The sequence below is a fragment of the Pseudoalteromonas sp. Ld20 genome (assembly GCF_045064175.1).
Classification (GTDB): Bacteria; Pseudomonadota; Gammaproteobacteria; order Enterobacterales; family Alteromonadaceae; genus Pseudoalteromonas; species Pseudoalteromonas neustonica.
This window is the reverse complement of the sequence record NZ_JBISHB010000038.1, coordinates 20,534-36,713: the sequence shown is the minus strand read 5'-3', so window position 1 is coordinate 36,713 and position 16,180 is coordinate 20,534. Positions and strand designations below refer to the sequence as shown.

The window sequence follows — 16,180 nt, the reverse complement described above, 5'->3', positions numbered from 1 at the left end:
ACGATGGCACAAGTACAATTTTCTGTTTATCGTTACAATCCAGATGTTGATAACGCCCCACGTATGCAAGAGTATACTTTGCAAACGGAAGAAGGCCACGACATGATGGTATTGGACGCACTTTTATTATTAAAAGAGCAAGATCCAACCTTATCATTTCGTCGTTCATGCCGTGAAGGCGTGTGTGGTTCTGACGGTGTCAACATGAATGGTAAAAATGGTCTAGCATGTATTACACCTTTATCTACGCTGCAAAAAAATGGCAAAGGTAAAATCGTAGTTCGTCCATTACCAGGCTTACCTGTGGTACGTGACCTTGTTATTGACATGAGTCAGTTCTACACTCAATACGAAAAAGTAAAACCATATCTAATAAATGACACGCCAGCGGCGGGTGAACGTCTTCAAACGATCGAAGAACGTGATAAGTTAGATGGTCTTTACGAATGTATTCTGTGTGCATGTTGTTCAACATCGTGTCCTTCGTTCTGGTGGAATCCAGACAAGTTCATAGGTCCTGCTGGCCTTCTTCATGCTTACCGTTTCTTGGCTGATAGCCGCGATACGGCAACAGAAGAACGTTTAGCTGACTTAGACGATGCGTTCAGCGTATTCCGTTGTCACAGTATCATGAACTGTGTTAGCGTTTGTCCTAAAGGTCTTAATCCTACTAAGGCAATTGGACAAATCAAGTCAATGCTATTGAACCGTTCGGTTTAAAAGTATTGTAAAAAGTAAGGTGGCTGATGTGAGTTAGCCATCTTGTTATATAACAATTAATTTCTGCGCTAAAGAAAAGGGCTTATAAATGCACGAAGGTGTGATGAAGGCATGGCTAGAATCTTCACATTTAAACGGCGGAAACGTTGCTTATGTTGAAGAGCTTTATGAAGCGTATTTAGATGATGCGACTTCTGTGCCAGAAGAATGGCGAGAAGTGTTCGAACAATTACCAAAAGTAGATGGTGTGGATGTTGACGTTAAGCATTCAGAAGTTCGTGCACAATTTGCGGCGCTTGCTAAAAACAAGCATAGAGAAGTAGTGGTAACACAAAGCAATGGTGGAGACCTTAAACAGGTTAAAGTACTCCAGCTAATTAATGCTTTTCGTTTCCGCGGTCACCAAAATGCTAACCTAGACCCATTAGGGATATGGCAGCGTGAACGCGTTCGAGACTTAGAACTTGAATACCACGACCTATCTAAAGCTGATTTTGACCGCGAATTTAACGTGGGATCGTTTGCCGTTGGCCGCGATACCATGCCTTTAGGTGAGTTATATCAAGCTCTGATGACCACATATTGTGGCTCTGTTGGCGCTGAGTATATGCACATCACATCCACTGAAGAAAAACGCTGGTTACAACAACGTTTGGAATCAGTGCAGTCGCGTCCGACTTTCAGTAAAGATGAAAAGTTGCGTATCCTAAAAGGGTTAACCGCAGCTGATGGTCTGGAAAAGTATTTAGGGGCTAAGTTCCCTGGTGCAAAACGCTTCTCACTTGAAGGTGGTGATGCATTAGTACCGATGCTAAAAGAATTGATTCATCGAGCGGGCGAAAGCGGTCAACAAGAAGCTGTCATTGGTATGGCTCATCGCGGTCGTCTAAATGTGCTTATTAATGTTTTAGGTAAAAACCCATCAGAGTTATTCGATGAGTTTGCTGGTAAACATAAAGAAACACTGAGCTCGGGTGATGTTAAGTACCATATGGGTTATTCGTCTGATTTTGCTACCAAAGGTGGCAATGTTCATATGGCGCTTGCTTTTAATCCATCTCACCTTGAAATTGTAAACCCAGTTGTAATGGGTTCAGTTCGTGCACGTTTAGATCGTTTAAACAGTGAGAGCGGTTCAAAAGCGTTACCAATTACCATTCATGGTGATTCTGCAATTGCAGGGCAAGGCGTTGTACAAGAAACCTTTAACTTATCGCAAACAAATGCGTTTAGTTGTGGTGGTAGTATTCGTATTGTAGTCAATAACCAAGTTGGATTTACTACAAGTAAACAAGACGATGTTCGTTCTACAGATTACTGTACCGACATCGCAAAAATGGTCCAGTCACCGATTTTCCACGTTAACTCTGATGATCCTGAAGCCGTTGCATTTGTAACTCAAATCGCGCTTGATTTCAGAAATCAATTTAAACGTGATGTAGTCATCGACTTAGTTTGTTATCGCCGCCATGGCCATAATGAAGCGGATGAGCCGAATGCGACTCAACCGATCATGTACCAAAAAATTAAAAAACACCCAGTACCACGTTTAATCTATGCAGATCAACTAACAGCGGAAGGGTCATTCACTGAAAGTGAAATTAAAGCATTAGCTGACGATTACCGTAATAGCTTAGATGACGGTCACTGTGTTGTTGAAGAGATTCAAAAAGAAACATCACATTCTTCTGATTGGGCAAAATATGTAGGCCATGAATGGAATGTAGAATACGATGCAAGCGTATCAATAGAAAAACTTAAAGAACTTGGTACAATTGTCGCTAGCTACCCTGAAGGGCATAAAGCGCAATCACGTGTTAAAAAGATTTATGATGATCGTAAATTAATGGCAACAGGTGAAAAACCACTCGATTGGGGTATGGCAGAAACACTTGCTTATGCAACGATTGCATCTGAAGGCACAGATATTCGCATGACTGGGCAAGATTCAGGGCGTGGTACGTTCTTCCACCGCCATGCGGTTGTTCATAACCAAACAGATGGTTCTACCTATTTACCACTGCAAAACATCAGTAAAGATCAAGGCACTTTCCAAGTATTCGATTCAGTTCTTTCTGAAGAAGCTGTTGTTGCCTTTGAGTATGGTTATGCAACAGCTGAGCCTACATCATTAGTTATTTGGGAAGCTCAGTTTGGTGACTTCGCCAATGGCGCGCAAGTTGTATTTGACCAATTCTTAAGCTCTGGTGAGCAAAAATGGGGCCGCCTATGTGGTCTTACAATTTTGTTACCGCATGGTTATGAAGGTCAAGGTCCAGAACATAGTTCGGCACGTTTAGAGCGTTTCTTACAATTATGTGCCGATCACAACATGCAAGTATGTGTACCTTCTACACCAGCGCAAGTATATGCAATGCTGCGTCGTCAGTCAGTAAGACCACTTCGTCGTCCATTGATTGTAATGACACCAAAATCTTTACTGCGTCACCCACTTGCAACGTCCACGTTAGAGGAGTTGTCAGAAGGTGTATTCCACAATATGATTGATGAAATCGATGATATTGACGCGGCTAAAGTTGAACGTGTTGTATTTTGTAGCGGTAAAGTATATTACGAGCTACTACAAGAACGTCGTAAACTTGAACTTGATAACGTAGCTATTGTGCGTGTTGAACAGTTATACCCATTCCCACATGATGAAATGGAAGCCATTATGGCCCGTTATCAGCATGTATCTGATTTTGTTTGGTGTCAAGAAGAGCCACAAAACCAAGGTGCTTGGTATTGTTCACAACATCACTTTGTAGAGGCAATCCCACAAGGTGCGAAGCTTAAATATGCTGGCCGTAAAGCATCAGCTTCTCCAGCATGTGGTTATATGTCAGTGCATACAAAAGAACAACAAGCGCTAGTCGCAGACGCGCTTACTATTGAAAATAAAGGATAAGCAATGAGCACAGAAATTAAAGTTCCTGTTCTTCCTGAGTCGGTTGCTGATGCTTCCGTTGCTACATGGCATGTAAGTGTTGGCGACAAAGTATCTCGCGACCAAAACTTAGTAGACATTGAAACAGATAAAGTGGTTTTAGAAGTTGTTGCACCGCATGACGGTGTGATCACTGAGATTTCGCAAGAAGAAGGTGCTACCGTACTTGGTGACCAAGTAATCGGTCTAATTGGTGATGCTGATGCAGCAGCGCCTAGCGAAGACGCGAAGAGTGAAGCAGCACCTGCTTCTGATAAACAAGACAATGCGCCAGTGGCGCCATCAGCACCAGCCTCAGAAGGTAAAGAAGTGGACATTAAAGTACCTGTACTTCCAGAATCAGTCGCAGACGCGACAGTAGCTACTTGGCATGTTCAACCAGGTGACGCAGTTTCTCGCGATCAAAACTTGGTTGATATCGAAACAGATAAAGTTGTTCTTGAAGTTGTTGCTCAAGAAGATGGCATCATGGGTGAGATTATTCATGCAGAAGGCGATACTGTACTTGGTGAACAAGTTATCGGTAAAGTGCAAGCCGGTGGTGTAGCTGCCGCTCCTGCTGCAAAATCTGATGCTGCACCAGCTGCAGAAGCAAGCGATAGCTCAGATGTGTTAACACCATCTGTACGTCGTTTAATTGCTGAAAAAGGCCTAGACGCTGCTAAAATTAAAGGCACAGGCAAAAATGGCCGTGTAACGAAAGAAGATGTTGATACTTTCTTAAAAGCACCAGCACCAGCGGCCAAAAAAGCAGAGGTTTCTGCTCCAGTTGCACCTATGGGCGATCGTACACAAAAACGTGTGCCTATGACGCGTTTACGTAAAACGATCGCAACACGCCTTCTTGAAGCTAAAAATTCAACTGCAATGCTAACAACATTTAACGAAGTAAACATGGAACCAATCATGAGCCTTCGTAAGCAGTATCAAGAAGTGTTTGAAAAGCGTCACGGTATTCGCTTAGGTTTTATGTCTTTCTATGTGAAAGCAGTGACTGAAGCACTTAAGCGCTTCCCTGATGTAAATGCATCGATTGACGGTGACGATATCGTTTATCATAACTATTTTGATATCAGTATTGCAGTATCTACACCTCGTGGTTTAGTGACACCAGTACTTAAAGATTGTGACAAGCTATCGGTTGCCGAAATTGAAAAAGGTATTCGTGAACTAGCCCTTAAAGGTCGTGATGGTAAGTTAACGCTTGCTGATATGACAGGTGGTAACTTCACTATTACTAATGGGGGCGTATTTGGTTCATTACTATCTACACCTATCATTAATTTGCCACAGTCGTCAATTTTGGGTATGCATAAAATCCAAGACCGTCCAATGGCTGTAAATGGTAAAGTTGAAATACTTCCTATGATGTATTTAGCACTTTCTTATGACCACCGTATCATTGATGGTAAAGAATCTGTTGGTTTCTTAGTAACTATTAAAGAGTTACTTGAAGATCCAACACGCTTATTGCTAGATGTTTAATCTAGTTGTATGAAATATGAGCTGTGAATGAACATTCACAGCTTTTTTTTTGCGCCTTTGGTCGTACTGGGGTTTTCATGTTAAGCCTTGGGATCTATACTAGGTGCGCAATTTGGGATAGCTGTCTGTTTATAAAAATAGTCAGCTCTTTTAGTATAAAAAATTGGATAAAGCATCATGAATTTGCATGAGTATCAGGCAAAACAACTTTTTGCCGAATATGGTTTACCAGTTTCTCAGGGTTTCGCATGCGACACACCTGAAGAAGCTGCAGCAGCTGCTGAGAAAATCGGCGGTGATATGTGGGTTGTTAAAACTCAGGTTCACGCAGGTGGACGTGGTAAAGCTGGCGGTGTAAAGCTAGTTAAAACTATCGACGAAGTAAAAGCGTTTGCAGCTAACTGGTTAGGTAAAAACCTAGTTACTTACCAAACAGACGAGAAAGGTCAGCCAGTTGCTAAGATTTTAGTAGAAAGCTGTACAGATATCGCCAACGAATTGTACCTTGGTGCAGTTGTTGACCGTGCATCTCGCAAAGTTGTTTTCATGGCGTCTACTGAAGGCGGTGTTGAAATTGAAACTGTTGCTGAAGAAACACCAGAGCTTATCCACAAAGCTGAGATCGATCCGTTAGTAGGTCCTCAAGCTTATCAAGCCCGCGAATTAGGTTTCAAATTGGGTCTTAACCCAGTGCAGATGAAACAGTTCGTTAAGATCTTCATGGGTCTTGGTAAAATGTTCACTGATTTTGATTTCGCATTACTTGAAATCAACCCGTTAGTAATCACAGACGAAGGTAATCTTCACTGTCTTGACGGAAAAATCGGTATCGATGGTAATGCACTTTACCGTCAACCTAAAATCCGTGAGTTCCACGATCCATCTCAAGAAGATGCACGTGAAGCACATGCAGCAAGTTTTGAGCTTAACTACGTAGCCCTTGATGGTAACGTTGGTTGTATGGTTAACGGTGCGGGACTTGCGATGGGTACTATGGACATCGTAAACCTACACGGTGGCAAACCGGCTAACTTCCTAGATGTTGGTGGCGGCGCGACTAAAGAGCGTGTTTCTGAAGCATTCAAAATCATTCTTTCTGATGATAATGTTAAAGCTGTTTTAGTAAACATCTTTGGTGGTATCGTTCGTTGTGACATGATCGCTGAAGGCATCATTGGCGCAGTTAAAGAAGTGGGCGTAAACGTTCCAGTAGTTGTACGTTTAGAAGGTACTAATGCTGAACTTGGTCGTGAAGTTCTGGCTAAATCTGACCTTAATATCATCGCTGCTGAATCACTAACAGACGCTGCTGAAAAAGTAGTTGCTGCTGCGGAGGGCAAATAATGTCTGTATTAATCAATAAAGATACAAAAGTTATCTGTCAAGGTTTCACAGGTGGTCAGGGTACTTTCCATTCTGAGCAAGCACTTGAGTACGGTACTCAAATGGTTGGTGGTGTAAGCCCTGGTAAAGGCGGTCAAACGCACCTTGGTCTTCCAGTATTCAACACAGTTCGTGATGCAGTACAAGAAACAGGCGCAACTGCGTCAGTTATCTATGTACCAGCGCCTTTTTGTAAAGATGCAATCTTAGAAGCTATCGATGCTGGCATTGAGCTGATTGTTTGTATCACTGAAGGTATCCCTACACTTGATATGGTTGACGTTAAAGTTAAACTAGATCAAACAGGTACTCGTATGATCGGTCCTAACTGCCCAGGTGTTATCACTCCTGGCGAAACTAAGATTGGTATCATGCCTGGTCACATCCACAAGCCTGGTAAAGTAGGTATCGTTTCTCGCTCTGGTACTTTAACGTACGAAGCAGTTAAACAAACTACTGATGCTGGTTTTGGTCAGTCTACGTGTGTTGGTATTGGTGGTGATCCAATTCCAGGTACTAACTTTATCGACGTTTTAGAAATGTTCGAAAAAGATCCACAAACTGAAGCAATTGTAATGATTGGTGAAATTGGTGGTACTGCAGAAGAAGAAGCTGCAGAGTACATCAAAGCTAACGTAACTAAACCTGTTGTATCTTACATTGCTGGTGTTACTGCACCAGAAGGTAAGCGTATGGGTCACGCTGGCGCGATCATCGCAGGCGGTAAAGGTACTGCTGATGAGAAATTTGCTGCATTAGAAGCTGCGGGCGTAAAAACTGTACGTTCACTTGCTGATATCGGTAAAGCATTGAAAGAAAAAACGGGTTGGTAATAACCAGTTAATTTCTTTTAAAAAGGCTCGCTTTTATCGCGGGCCTTTTTTAATGTAAAAATATTAACGTTAATATTTTTATTTTGATCTTCATAATCAACTACTTGCTTAGCACCTACCTTACTTTGATAAATAAGCAGAGTAAATGAATAAAACTGTACTTATTAGGTACGCTAGCATTAATTTAAACTGGCGTTATAATAGCCAACTGTTTATTAATAATTCTAAGAAAAAAGCAGTAATGCGAATAATTCACTTTTCATTTTTTTGTGTTTGCGTAGTATTCACTCCGTTTTTATTTGCAATGGGTTCCCAGCATATTGATTTTTTGTCTGTAGAAAAAACAGCGATGGCACACCCTAATGAAGCAATTAAACGTTTAATTTTATCACAAGATGATAAAAGCTTACCTGATACGCAGCACGCCTATAATAATACATTGCTTGCTCGCCTTTATCTTTTTCAGGGGGATATCGATCTCTCTAAAGATACATTTGAACTCGCATATCAACAGCTGCCAAAAACGGATAATTGGATCCATGGTTACTGGCTCTTATATCGCAGTATTTTTTCTCTAGAGCAAGGGCAGTTACCACAAGGGCTTAGGCAAATTAAGCTATCTCAAGAGGCCTTTGCAAAAGCAAATGATTATGAAATGATCGTCAGAGCTATCTCTATTGAAGGTGTACTTTTACTATGGCAAGAGGAATACCCTAAATCAATAGAGATCATTGAAAATGCTTATATTGAAGCAAAAACTGCAAAAATGTCCACAACAACAATGTTGTATATTTATGACAGTCTCGCAGCATACTATTCAACTATGTCGCTATTTGAGCAAGGAATACAGTACGCTGAAATAGCCGCTGAGCTTGCAACAAATAACGGGGATATTGTCAATGGTTTACCAATCCTTTATACATTATGCATAACTTACTCCCGTGCAGAACAGCTGGATTTGGCGTCTGCGTGCTATGAAAAAATGATCACACTTTCGGCAAGTGTAAAAGCACCACGTTATTTATTTTGGGCTCCGGCTGGTAAGGCGCGTGTTGCATTAAAGCAAAAAGATTATACGCAAGCGTTACAGTTGTTGTATCTTGCTAAAAATTACGTTTATAAAGTGATTATTAACCCTGCTCATATTATTGCTTTGAATAATAATTTTGCGCGTGTGTTTTTAGCACTAGAGCAGCCAGAGCAAGCGCTAGAGTATCTACATGAGTCAGATAAGTTACTAGCGAATTATGAGCGACCACTAAATAACCGTTATATGCGTCAAACTTTAGCACTCAAAGCGCAGAGTTACGAACAGCTTGAGCGTTTTGAAGAATCGTCAAAATCACTCTGGTTTTATATAAAGCTTAGTGATGAAGCAAAAGAAACCACGCAACAAAAATTAGAGCAAGAAGCGCGCTCTAAATTTGAATCAACCCAACAAGAAATTAAATTACAGCTAGCAGAAGAAAAACTAAAAAATCAGCAAATCGCATTAGATAAACTGGCAAAAGAGGGGCAACTAAACACGGCTTACTTGGTTATTGGTTTATTAGTTATTGTGAGTATGTCTATTTTTGGATTTAATCAGCACCGCGCTTATGTAAAAAGCCAACAGCGTGCAAATACAGATCCATTAACGGGTGCGTGTAATCGGCGCTATATACTCGATTTTATTGTTCAGCAGCTCATAGATAAAGAGCGCTTCTTTTCTGTCGCCATTTTAGATATCGATCACTTTAAACAAGTTAATGATAACCATGGCCATGATATTGGTGATCAAGCGTTAATAGGGTTTACCACTCTATTGCAGACTCAATTAGAGAATACAGCATGTAAATTTGCACGTTTTGGCGGTGAAGAGTTTATAGTCGTTATGCCCGATTTTGATTTAGAGGCAGCTCATGAGTTTATAGCTAATTTATGCACTTGTTTAAAATCTTTAAATTTAACAGATAAAAATATCACATTAACCAGTAGTGCTGGAGTTGCACAAAGGCAATCAGGGATGGCACTTAATACGTTATTAAAAATAGCGGATACAAATTTGTATAAAGCAAAAAATACAGGAAGAGACAAAGTATGCAGCTAACAAATACGGCTTAACGTCGGGGATTGCTTACTGCTTACTTTCGTATTTTACCACCCCTTTAATTTATCATTTTCATTACTCAATCAATTTTTACTATTGCCCGACTTAAGTCGTCGTTTATCTCAAAACTATTTGCACAATGAATTAGCTCACGTACTGTAGTATTTATTACAATAAAAATGAGTACGGATTATGTTTAATCGAATGACTAGCAAAGTAACGATTTTAAATTATACATTGGCGTTGAGCTCCTTATTTATAACTACATCAGCATTGAGCGAGCAGCTTAACTATCAAGATCAGGAAAAACTACACCGTATTGCTGATGCTGTTTCTGCCAAGCGTATTGAAAATGATATTCAGAGTTTGGTTAATTTTGGTACTCGCCATACATTATCTGATACTCGCTCAAGCACTCGAGGTATTGGGGCCGCGCGACGATGGATCAAAGCTGAGTTTGAAAAAATATCAAAGCAATGTGGTGGTTGTTTGCAGGTTATAGAAGTAAAAGAGACGATCTCAGGTGAAAAGCGGATCCCCACACCTGTTGAGGTCGTAAATATTATTGCAATACAACGCGGCACGTCAGAGCCCAATCGTATGGTAGTGATGTCGGGTGATATAGATTCACGGGTTAGTGATGTAATGGATTTTACTAGTGATTCACCGGGGGCGAATGATAATGCATCGGGAGTTGCAGGTGTCCTTGAGTCGGCTCGTGTTCTATCACAGTATAAGTTTAATGGCTCAATTGTCTATGCTACGCTTTCAGGGGAAGAGCAAGGTTTGTTTGGTGGTAAAATTTTAGCTGAATATGCAAACAAACAAAGGTGGCAAATTCACGGTGTACTAAACAACGATATGATAGGTAATATTACGGGTATTAATGGTGTAACAGATAATACAACAGCCCGAATTTTCTCAGAAGGCACGCGGGTTATCGAAACCAAAGAGCAAGCACATAAACGCCGCTTTACTGGAGGTGAGGTAGATTCTGCAAGTCGTAACTTAGCGCGTTATATCGACACAATAGCCGATCGCTATATCCCTAACCTAGATACTCTATTAGTGTATCGACTCGACCGCTTTGGCCGAGGTGGGCATCATAGACCATTTAATGACATGGGCTACGCCGCAGTGAGAGTTATGGAAACCAACGAAAACTATAATCATCAACATCAAGATTTACGTACTGAAGAGGGTGTTGTTTATGGTGATACAATAAAGGGTGTTGATTTTGATTACACGGCCAAATTAACGGCATTAAATGCTGTAAGTTTGGCATCTATGGCATGGGCACCAGCGCCACCAAAAGCAGTTACTATATCTGGAGCTGTACAGGCGAGCACCACTTTAAAATGGCAAAAAAATCAGGATAAAACGACGACTGGCTACCGTATTTATTGGCGTTACACTAGTGAACCTCAGTGGCAGTTTAGCCGTTATGTAGGCGATGTAAGTGAAGCGACACTCACTAATGTAGTGATCGACAATTATTACTTTGGTGTAGCCACAGTAAATAAAGAGGGTATTGAATCACCTGTTGTATTTCCAGGAGATGTGGGGGCATTTGAATACGTAAATAACTGATAATAGCTTTACCCTAGGCAGTGTTGACCTTTGTGGATTGAACAAATTTCAATCCACAAAGGTCAACACGCGCTAGTTTTAAATATTAACGTCATTAATGAACTATAACCCTATAAAGCGAGGCTATAACAGCGTAGGATCAAGCTACTTTCGAATGAAAAATAGGTTTGCACTTATTGGGTGCATTAACACAAAAAATTATGCAACTAACTGCAAAACCATCACTTCCTAATGCGTTACTCATTTCTATTAGTACACCGCAGTTTAAAGGTGACGAAGCAACTGAATCACTTGCAGAACTTGCTCGTTTGGTGACTACTTTAGGATTTAAAGTAGTGGGCACACAATCACAAAAGCAAAGTTCTACGCAAAAAGTTAATGTACTTGGCTCAGGTAAACTAGCAGAAATAGCACACCTCACCGGTAATAAAGGAATGGTTGAAGACGAACTAGCAGATGATTTACTCGATGAAGTTCCTTTAACTGAAATATCGTCAGAAATTCCATCAGATGAACTTGATTTTACGTGCGCTGACGTAGTGGTATTTGACTGTGATTTAACCCCTTCTCAACTACGTAATGTTGAGAACCAATTAGGTGTAGAAGTATTTGACCGCACTGGCATAATTATTGAAATATTTAGTCGTCATGCGCGTACTAAAACAGCAAAATTACAAGTGGAAATTGCTCGTCTTAATTATGTAGCACCACGACTTCGTGAAACATCAACAGGTGATAAAGAACGACAAATGGGCAAAGGTGCTGGTGAAACCACGCTTGAGTTAAATCGTCGTAAGGTACGTGATCAGTTAGCAGAACTAAAGCGCGAATTGGTAAGTGTTCAAGATGTAATGATGGACAGGCGAACGCAGCGATCTGAGCTATTCTCAGTGGCTTTAATTGGTTACACCAATGCTGGCAAGTCATCCATGATGCGTGCAATTACAGGCAGTGATGTGGAGGGCGAAAACAAACTCTTTGCAACGTTAGATACCACTGTTCGGGCGCTGTATCCAATTACACAGCCTCGTATACTTGTTTCAGATACGGTCGGTTTTATTAAAAAATTACCTCATGATTTAGTTGCTTCATTTCATTCAACATTAGCAGAAGCGCATGATGCGTCATTATTGTTATATGTCGTTGATGCATCTGATCCTTCATTTCGCTCACAGCTTGATGTAGTGCATAAAGTTCTGGCTGAAGTTGGAGTGGAAGGCAGTAAAAAGTTACTGGTACTGAATAAGTCAGATCAATTAAGTATTGAGCAACAGCAATCGCTAATGGATGAATTTCCTGATGCGATGATGACATCTACGCGTAACTCAGATGATATCAGCAAACTGCATAAGTACATTATTGATATTGCTCAAGAGGACATGATTGAAGAAGAGGTTGTTATACCGTATACCGCCAAAGGTATCGTGGGCGAAATTCGATCCAGTATGAGTGTTGTTAAAGAAGAATATGAATACAGCCATATCAAATTAACGGTGCGCTCGAGCGCGATTGATTTAGAACGTTTAAAAAAGAGAATGCTGAATTTATAACAAATTCAATATTTAAAAAGCACAGCTGATTGGCTGTGCTTTGTTGTATTTAGCGTGGTGAAGCTAAGAGAAAGCTTTGTCGTTGAGTTCTGCTTGCATTTGTTCTCGCATTTTAAATTTTTGCAGTTTACCTGTTACAGTCATAGGGTAGTTTTCTACAAAACGGATATGTCGTGGCATTTTAAAGTAGGCTAGCTTGTCTTTTAAAAACACACGAATCGCTTGCTCATCAAGTACAGTATCCTCTTTCGGTTGGATCCACGCACACACTTCTTCACCATATTTTTCATCTGTTATACCAAATATTGCAGCATCTTGAATATCAGGATAGGTATAGAGTACCTCTTCAATTTCTCGAGGGTAAATATTCTCGCCACCGCGAATAATCATATCTTTAATGCGCCCAACAATAGTGACAAACCCTTGCGTATCCATAACACCTAAATCGCCAGAGTGCAGCCAACCGTCTTGATCGATAGTTGCAGCTGTTTTTTCCTGATCATTCCAATAACAACGCATAATTCCTGCTCCGCGACTACATATTTCCCCTGGTAATCCAATTTTTTGCAGTTTTCCGACTTCATCTATTATTTTTACTTCTGTATGCGCTAAGGCACGCCCTACAGTCGTTACTTGTTTCTCAATTGACGAGTCTATTTCAGTTACATTATTAATCGGGCTACATTCTGTTTGCCCATATCCAATCACAACCTCATTCATATGCATGAGTGACTGTACTTTGCGCATCACTTGCTCTGGGCAAGTCGAGCCTGCCATTATTCCGGTGCGTAAACTAGATAAATCAAAACGGGAAAAGTCCTTAAGTTCAAGTTCAGCAATAAACATTGTAGGCACGCCATGCAAGGCAGTACATCGCTCTTTTTCTACTACTTCGAGGGTTATTGTTGGATCGAATGATTCAGCAGGAAATACCGCTGTAGCGCCTTTACTAATACATACCAGATTACCTAACACCATACCAAAGCAATGGTATAAAGGCACCGGGATACATAGCTTGTCATCTGCTGTTAAACGCATGGCATTGGCCATTAGAAAACCATTATTTAAAATGTTTTTATGAGACAGCGTTGCACCTTTTGGACTGCCTGTTGTACCAGATGTAAACTGAATATTGATATCTTGCTCTGGTTTTAAAGTTGCTGCGAGCGTGACAAGCGCTAATTTTTGCGCATCAGTTGGCATATTCATTATTTGGTTAAAACTAAACATTCCTGGGGCTGCTTCATTACCAATCCGAATAATGTTTTTTAGATAGGGGAGGTTTTTTGCATTGAGCATACCTGGCTCAGTATGTTCGAGCTCTGGAAGCAATTCATTTAGCATAGCAAGGTAATTACTCGCTTTGAAACAAGATGCAGTGATGAGTGTTGAGCATTCAACCGTATTAAGCGCAAATTGTAACTCGTTTGGACGATATGCAGGATTAATACATACCATAATGGCCCCAATTTTAGCTGTCGCAAATTGGGTTAAGCACCACTCTAAGTTATTTGGAGACCATATCCCAACTCTATCACCCGGCTTTACACCTATCGATAGTAGACCCATGGCCAATTGATTAATTTTTTGTTGATATTCTCTATAACTTAATCGAATGTTTTGGTGATGAACTACAATTGCAAGATGTTCGGGGTTATTGTCGACAATGCTGTCAAGGTAATTACCTATCGTACTCTCTATCAAATCAGGGGTTTGCGATCCTCGGTACTGGCTAATTACCAAGTCATTCATATCATTGACTTTATTCTGCGCATTTTTTACAGGTCTATTGTTGTCATTTACTTGCATTGTGCGGTCTCCATGTCATGTTGTGTGAGTATACAAAAACAAGAAAAGCATAAATTGTCGACAAATGAAAGGGTTCTAAGACCAATGTAGCAGGGGGGATGAGCTTAGAGCAAAAAACAGGGCAATAAAAAACGCCAATGAGATATGCTGAATAACAGCACACATTGGCGTTGTGTCGTAGGTTAATTTATTTGGCTTCAGATCAAGCAATTATAATCAATAAAGCGCTACTTTGAAAAATTAAAGCTCTTCACTACGATATGTTTTTTTCATCAAGTGTACGTATGCATTCACAAACGCATTTTCTTGATATTTTTTAAGTCCCGTTTCTGCAAAATCGATAGGGATTGGATTTCGCTTTAACTGTTCTTTGACTTCAGTTGTGCTGAATAAATAGACATCTAATTCTTTGATCAATTGGATAGCCGTTTCCATTTTGAAGCCATTTGCACTACCTGCAAATTTACCCTTAGGGGCACGTTGACGAATTGCCACAGAGTCAATTTGGTAATCTTGCATTAATTTTGCAAAATCGAACTGAAATTTACGCATAACTTCAGTGTCGTTACCATTGCCTAAAGTAAAGCGAGTTTGGCGGATATCACGTATATCAAATACATCGTTATCTTTAGTTAAAATACACAGTAGTACGTCACTACCGGTAATTTCTACACCACATGTTCTCATTGTCATTCTCTAATAACTAGTTTAATCATATTATATCAATTAAACGTCTTAAAAACAGCGCATTTTAAAAACCTATTTCAATTGCTATCCCACTATGATCACTTACACAAATATCTTCTTCAACCAATTGGGGGTTCAGATGTGAATCAAAACTTAAATAATCTAAAGACTTTATTCGTGATAAAGCACAGTGCGTATTAAAATGACTTGAGGTCAAAATATAGTCAAGTACATTGCCTTGGCCTTTGTAGTAATGACTGGGAGGCTTTTTTTGTCCCGCTTCGCATTGAGTACTTAATTCATATGCATCTGATAAACCAACTACTGGTTGATCGATCTTTAAACACGAATTACTTTGCAACGGGGGGAATCCTGTGGTCATAAATGACAATGCGGGGCTGTGAATGCTATCGTTAAAATCACCCATAACAATTGTGGCACAGTTTTTTTCTCGTTGTGTTTTAAGTGCATCATAGTAAACAATAGACGCTTCTAAAGAGCGAGATATTTGCGATTGCATCATACCTACCGTTTGCTGCAATACATTAAGTAACGGATCTTCTTGATTATGAATATTCAAAATATGCGCCATTGAATGCACCCGTTGTGATTTAAAGTGCACTACATAGCAGGTCAAGTCACCAAATTTAGGAATACTAAAGCTGCACTTGATAGGTGTTCTATTAAATTTAAATTCATTTTGGTTATTTAAATATTCAAGTAATTCAGGACAAGGGGTTAATTCGATACATTGCGTAAAAGGAATTTTTGAAGCAATTGCAACGACAGGGTTAAATAAGACTTGTGGATAAAGATTATCGCTTCGTGGTGCTGCCACAGTAGCGAAATGAGCATAGCCTTGGTCTTTACAAAGTGTTTGCAATGCATTTGGACTAAAGACTTCCTGAAATGCGACGATAGTCGCTTGGCTTTGCTGTAAAAAACCAGTAATAAACTGCAGTTTTTGTTGCCATTGAGTTGCATTATAGCGTTCATGCAATTGATAAAATGAATAAGGAGGTACCGCAAAATTAAGTAAATTAAGCGTGGCAAAGCATATACGGTTTGGCGCAGTCATTAAGTAGTC

General features: G+C 40.2%; 11 protein-coding genes. 8 read left to right on the top strand and 3 right to left on the bottom strand.

The genetic code is table 11. The annotated features are described in order from the left end of the window. Positions 1-3: 3 nt before the first annotated feature. The 8 genes from ACJJVX_RS13850 (at position 4) to hflX (ending at position 12,597) form a co-directional block, all read left to right on the top strand. Positions 4-720 (top strand): succinate dehydrogenase iron-sulfur subunit, encoded by a 717-nt coding sequence (locus ACJJVX_RS13850; protein ID WP_054204711.1) that lies wholly within the window; start codon positions 4-6, stop codon positions 718-720. Positions 721-808: 88 nt separating this feature from the next. Continuing rightward, positions 809-3,628, top strand: a complete 2,820-nt coding sequence (locus ACJJVX_RS13845) for a 2-oxoglutarate dehydrogenase E1 component (RefSeq protein WP_054204710.1) — start codon at positions 809-811, stop codon at positions 3,626-3,628. Between the two features lie 3 nt (positions 3,629-3,631). Further along, positions 3,632-5,152 carry a 2-oxoglutarate dehydrogenase complex dihydrolipoyllysine-residue succinyltransferase gene (gene odhB, locus ACJJVX_RS13840; RefSeq protein WP_054204709.1) on the top strand — a complete coding sequence of 507 codons (1,521 nt, stop codon included), beginning with the start codon at positions 3,632-3,634 and terminating at the stop codon, positions 5,150-5,152. A gap of 177 nt (positions 5,153-5,329) precedes the next feature. Next, positions 5,330-6,496, top strand: coding sequence for an ADP-forming succinate--CoA ligase subunit beta (sucC, locus tag ACJJVX_RS13835; protein ID WP_007375754.1), 1,167 nt, complete (start codon positions 5,330-5,332; stop codon positions 6,494-6,496). Continuing rightward, positions 6,496-7,368, top strand: coding sequence for a succinate--CoA ligase subunit alpha (gene sucD, locus ACJJVX_RS13830; protein WP_054204708.1), 873 nt, complete (start codon positions 6,496-6,498; stop codon positions 7,366-7,368). The genes sucC and sucD overlap by 1 nt, the downstream gene beginning before the upstream one ends. A 145-nt stretch (positions 7,369-7,513) precedes the next feature. Next, positions 7,514-9,457: a GGDEF domain-containing protein gene (locus ACJJVX_RS13825; protein ID WP_405631941.1), complete on the top strand. Its 1,944-nt coding sequence runs from the start codon at positions 7,514-7,516 to the stop codon at positions 9,455-9,457. A 192-nt stretch (positions 9,458-9,649) separates the two neighbouring features. Beyond that, a complete protein-coding gene (locus ACJJVX_RS13820) occupies positions 9,650-11,047 on the top strand; it encodes a M28 family peptidase (RefSeq protein ID WP_054453062.1) in 1,398 nt (465 codons plus the stop codon). Between the two features lie 200 nt (positions 11,048-11,247). Beyond that, complete coding sequence (hflX, locus tag ACJJVX_RS13815; RefSeq protein ID WP_405632059.1) at positions 11,248-12,597, top strand: GTPase HflX; 1,350 nt, start codon at positions 11,248-11,250, stop codon at positions 12,595-12,597. A 63-nt stretch (positions 12,598-12,660) separates the two neighbouring features. Here hflX and ACJJVX_RS13810 read toward each other — a convergent pair whose 3' ends face one another. From ACJJVX_RS13810 to ACJJVX_RS13800, 3 genes are all read right to left on the bottom strand, one after another. Beyond that, a complete protein-coding gene (locus ACJJVX_RS13810) occupies positions 12,661-14,349 on the bottom strand; it encodes an AMP-binding protein (protein WP_405632056.1) in 1,689 nt (562 codons plus the stop codon). Between the two features lie 297 nt (positions 14,350-14,646). Further along, positions 14,647-15,093 carry a DUF3010 family protein gene (locus ACJJVX_RS13805; RefSeq protein WP_054204704.1) on the bottom strand — a complete coding sequence of 149 codons (447 nt, stop codon included), beginning with the start codon at positions 15,091-15,093 and terminating at the stop codon, positions 14,647-14,649. 64 nt (positions 15,094-15,157) lie between these two features. Beyond that, complete coding sequence (locus ACJJVX_RS13800; protein WP_405631937.1) at positions 15,158-16,171, bottom strand: endonuclease/exonuclease/phosphatase family protein; 1,014 nt, start codon at positions 16,169-16,171, stop codon at positions 15,158-15,160. Between the last annotated feature and the right edge of the window lie 9 nt (positions 16,172-16,180).

Coding starts and splice junctions, on each gene's coding strand:
- ACJJVX_RS13850 (WP_054204711.1), top strand. CDS start 4: ATGGCACAAGTACAATTTTCTGTTTATCGTTACAATCCAGATGTTGAT.
- ACJJVX_RS13845 (WP_054204710.1), top strand. CDS start 809: ATGCACGAAGGTGTGATGAAGGCATGGCTAGAATCTTCACATTTAAAC.
- odhB (WP_054204709.1), top strand. CDS start 3,632: ATGAGCACAGAAATTAAAGTTCCTGTTCTTCCTGAGTCGGTTGCTGAT.
- sucC (WP_007375754.1), top strand. CDS start 5,330: ATGAATTTGCATGAGTATCAGGCAAAACAACTTTTTGCCGAATATGGT.
- sucD (WP_054204708.1), top strand. CDS start 6,496: ATGTCTGTATTAATCAATAAAGATACAAAAGTTATCTGTCAAGGTTTC.
- ACJJVX_RS13825 (WP_405631941.1), top strand. CDS start 7,514: ATGAATAAAACTGTACTTATTAGGTACGCTAGCATTAATTTAAACTGG.
- ACJJVX_RS13820 (WP_054453062.1), top strand. CDS start 9,650: ATGTTTAATCGAATGACTAGCAAAGTAACGATTTTAAATTATACATTG.
- hflX (WP_405632059.1), top strand. CDS start 11,248: ATGCAACTAACTGCAAAACCATCACTTCCTAATGCGTTACTCATTTCT.
- ACJJVX_RS13810 (WP_405632056.1), bottom strand. CDS start 14,349: ATGAATGACTTGGTAATTAGCCAGTACCGAGGATCGCAAACCCCTGAT.
- ACJJVX_RS13805 (WP_054204704.1), bottom strand. CDS start 15,093: ATGAGAACATGTGGTGTAGAAATTACCGGTAGTGACGTACTACTGTGT.
- ACJJVX_RS13800 (WP_405631937.1), bottom strand. CDS start 16,171: ATGACTGCGCCAAACCGTATATGCTTTGCCACGCTTAATTTACTTAAT.